Source organism: Streptomyces sp. YS-3, from assembly GCF_045257485.1.
Lineage (GTDB): Bacteria > Actinomycetota > Actinomycetes > Streptomycetales > Streptomycetaceae > Streptomyces.
The window spans coordinates 1-3,094 of sequence record NZ_JBJHPC010000723.1; the positions used below are offsets into that span (position 1 = coordinate 1).

The window sequence follows — 3,094 nt, forward strand, 5'->3', positions numbered from 1 at the left end:
CCCCGAACTCCCAGTCGTGGACCTCGATGGCGTCGTACCGGTCGGACGTCAGCACCGCACGGGCGGTCTCCGCGTCCGGCGCCCGCACCAGCGCCGCCGTGCCCACCCAGGTCGAGCCGTCGTCGGACAGCAGCGGCCCGTACGCGATCAGGTCGTCCCGGTCGGCCGGGACGACCAGGTCGGCGGGCTCCCCCGCGCCGAGCCCGAGGACGAGGTACCGGTCGCTGCCGCTCCGGCCGCCCGGGAACTCCCACATGGTGCGCCCCAGCAGATTGCGCCACCGGCGCAGCAACACGTCCCGGTAGGCACCGGCCTGGTAGCCGGGTTCGTCGAAGGCGAACGCACGAGCCGCGGCCGGATCCGGCAGGTCGACGATGTGCACACTGCCGCTGGGCGTCTCACCGTCCGCGGCGAACGTCGGCCCTCGGGCGATCAGCTCCTTCTCGTACCCGTCCATGTAGGACCAGTGGGCTTCCAGCAGTTCGGCGCGCAGCTTGAGGGAGCCGGGCCGGTCGCGGTGGTAGCAGAAGAACTCCATGGTCATGGAGTCTTCCCTACCGGCCCCGCGCCTCAAAGCGCTTTCGACGGGCCCCGGTGCCTCCGGGGCGCGGGGGGCCGCCGAGCCGGATGCGGACTCCCTTGGGGAATGGCCGCGTTGGACGCAGCGGGCAGGCGCCCGTCTCCGGCGTATACGGCGGAAACGGGCTGGCCGGAGGGGCGCCGGGTGCCGTTGTCCCTCGGCCGACCGGCGACGCCGGGCCGCGACCAGCAGGCCCGCGCCTCCCGTGAGGGCGAGCGCCGTGCCACCGGCGGCCCACGGCAGTGCGGAGCCGGCTCCGGTGGAGGCGAGCGCGGTGCCGCCCGTCCGGGTCACCGTGCTGTCGTGCGAGTCCCTAGCCGCCGTGACGCCGCCGGTGCCCGGCTTCTCACCGCCGCCCGTTCCGTATCGCCGTCACGAGTCCGGTCACCAGCCGCGCCCGCTCGGCCAACGCGTCGACCACGACGTACTCGTGGTCGGCGTGGGCGCCACCCCCGACCGCCCCCAGGCCGTCGAGCGTCGGCACTCCGAGTGCGGCCGTGAGGTTGCCGTCGCTTCCACCGCCGACCGCCACCCCCTCCAGACCGGGAGCCAACTCCTTGGCCAGCGCGAAGAGTTCGGCCGAGGCCGACTCGGGCATGGGGGGCCGGCCGATCGCCCCCTCCACCGCGATCCGCGCCCCGTCGAGACGCGGGGCCAGCGCCGCGAAGGCCGCTTCGACGCGGTCCTGCTCCTCGGCGGACTCCACCCGGACATCCACGACCACGGTCGCCCCGGCGGGGACGACGTTGTCCTGGGTCCCGGCGGACGCGACGGTCGGGGTGACCGTGGTACCGAGCTCCGGGCGGGCGAGCGCCGCGATGTCCAGCACCTGGTGGGCCGCTTCGACCAGGGCGTTGACCCCGGCCTCGGGCTCCAGTCCGGCGTGCGAGGCCCGACCCGTGACCGAGACGCGGAACGTGCCGCAGCCCTTGCGGCCGGTCTTCAGTCCGCCACCGTCGGCGGCGCCCTCGAAGACGAGTACGGCGCCGCACGCCAGGGCCCGTTCCTCGATCAGCGCCCGCGAGGAGCCGGAGCCCACCTCCTCGTCGGAGGTCACCAGGATCTCGACGCCCGACAGGTCGTCGAGCGCCGCCAGACCGTGGACGGCCAGCACCAGCCCGCCGAGCATGTCGAAGACACCGGGCCCGGTCGCGCGCCCGTCCTCCACCCGGAACGGGCGCCGTTCGAGCGTGCCGAGGGGAAACACCGTGTCGTGATGACCGAGGATCAGAACACGGGGATCGCCCCCGCCGGACCAGTGGACATGCGGCCCGGCCACGCTCTCGACGAGTACGGCCCGCCCGCCGAGCCGCCTCTCGATGACGGCCGCGACCGTGGCGGCCGAAGCCGCCAGGGCGCCGGTATCACGTGAGGGAGACTCGACTTCGACGAGTGTCCGAAGGTCCTCGATCATCGCGTCGACACATACCGCGACGCTTCTGTGGCTGGTCACACCGTCAGCGTACTGGGTACGCGTCCGCCGGCCCCCGGTGCTCCCGGGCCCTCCCCCGGCGCCGCCCGCGCCCGGGTGCCGGACGCACGCAGGGCCCCGGGCATGCCCTCAAGGGGCTCCCGGGGCCGGGCTGTTGGGCGGAGTCGCTACGGGGCGACGGGCAGCTGCCGCTTGTGCTCGGTGAGGTGGTAGCGGCGCACGATCGTGTCGAAGGCACGCTGGTCCACCGGCTTGCCCTCCAGGAAGTCGTCGATGTCGTCGTAGGTGACACCGAGCGCGTCCTCGTCGGCCTTGCCGGGGGCGAGGGTCTCCAGGTCGGCCGTGGGGACCTTCCACACCAGTTCGGCGGGCGCGCCCAGCGCGTCCGCGAGCGCGCGCACCCGGCGCTTGGTCAGACCGGTCAGCGGCACCAGGTCGGCGGCGCCGTCGCCGTACTTGGTGAAGAAGCCGGAGACCGCCTCGGCGGCGTGGTCCGTGCCGACGACCAGGCCGTTGTGCGCGCCGGCCACCGCGTACTGGGCGATCATGCGCTGGCGTGCCTTGATGTTGCCGAGGACGAAGTCCTGGTGGTGGTCGTCGCGGAAGGCCACGTCGGCGGTGACCGCCGCCTCCAGCGCGGCGTCGCTGGCCGGCTTGATGTCCACGGTCAGGACCTGGTCGGGCTGGATGAAGGAGAGCGCGAGCTGCGCGTCGTGCTCGTCGGCCTGGACGCCGTACGGCAGACGCATCGCGTAGAACCGCGCCTCGTGCCCGGCGGCGCGGGCCCGCTCGACGGCGAGCTGGCACAGCCGCCCGGTGGTGGTGGAGTCGACACCGCCGCTGATACCGAGCACGAGGGAGCGCAGTCCGGTCGAGGTCAGCCGCTCGGTGAGGAAGGCCACCCGCCGCTCGATCTCCCGCTCGGCCTCGAAGGTCTCGGCGACCTGGAGCTCCCGGGCGATCTCCTGCTGCAGGGCGATGGACGCCGGCTCACTCACGTCTGCTCCTCGTTTCCGGTCAACGGTGTGCTGTCCGCACCACCCTACCCAGCGGGATGTGGGGGCGCCGGACGGGACCGGGGG

At 73.8% G+C, this 3,094-nt stretch carries 3 protein-coding genes; all 3 read right to left on the reverse strand.

The features are described 5' to 3' along the window. Positions 1 to 538: YciI family protein (locus ACJA3G_RS33850; RefSeq protein ID WP_406556861.1), on the reverse strand; the 538-nt coding region annotated here is incomplete at its 3' end. A 388-nt stretch (positions 539 to 926) separates the two neighbouring features. Beyond that, positions 927 to 1,994 carry a M20 family metallopeptidase gene (locus tag ACJA3G_RS33855; RefSeq protein WP_406556862.1) on the reverse strand — a complete coding sequence of 356 codons (1,068 nt, stop codon included), beginning with the start codon at positions 1,992 to 1,994 and terminating at the stop codon, positions 927 to 929. Positions 1,995 to 2,179: 185 nt separating this feature from the next. Further along, a complete protein-coding gene (gene nadE / locus ACJA3G_RS33860; RefSeq protein ID WP_406556860.1) occupies positions 2,180 to 3,010 on the reverse strand; it encodes an ammonia-dependent NAD(+) synthetase in 831 nt (276 codons plus the stop codon). Between the last annotated feature and the right edge of the window lie 84 nt (positions 3,011 to 3,094).